1 protein-coding gene is annotated in these 544 nt (G+C 58.8%); it reads right to left on the minus strand.

Going from position 1 to position 544, the window contains the following annotated elements; all coding sequences use genetic code 11:
- The coding region (locus EN780_RS37105; protein ID WP_133372994.1) for a hypothetical protein at positions 1 to 384 on the minus strand (384 nt) is incomplete at its 3' end.
- Positions 385 to 544: the final 160 nt, after the last annotated feature.

The raw sequence follows: 544 nt of genomic DNA on the forward strand, positions 1-544 counted from the left end.
GAGCGTGAGTGTCTTCCATCTCTTACCGTCGAAGCGCCACGCCGTGTCGATACCGGCGACGTACAGGAATTCGCCATCAGTGCGGAGATCTGAGGCAATTCCTGTGTCCTCGAATGGCTGAAGAGCGTCAGCCGATTCGACATTGAGGCCGGCCTCGTCGCCCCAGTAGGCCTTGCCATTGAAGCTGCGCACAGACAGATATGTCATGTCGCCGGCGGCGGTCATCTCGGTTATCTCTTCATTTGCAATTCGGAGGCACACGCCGTCGTCGCCGGCAACCCTGATTTTGCCGTCCGGCGCGATATCGATGCCACGCAATCGGTCGTGTCTATGTGTTTCCAGCGGCTGCCAGCCCGTACCCACCAACCGGTGAATGGTGCCCATCTCGCCGCAGGCGTAGATGCCATGCTAGGGATGTCCATGGACATCCAGATATTCATTGGAGCCTAGTGGACTGATGGGCAGCCATTGCTGCCCAACCATTCGATAGGCCACGCCCTCAGTGCCAACAGTGATCACCCCACCGGCATCCTCTGCCCAAACC

The sequence above is a fragment of the Mesorhizobium sp. M4B.F.Ca.ET.089.01.1.1 genome (genome assembly GCF_004022605.1).
GTDB lineage: Bacteria > Pseudomonadota > Alphaproteobacteria > Rhizobiales > Rhizobiaceae > Mesorhizobium > Mesorhizobium abyssinicae.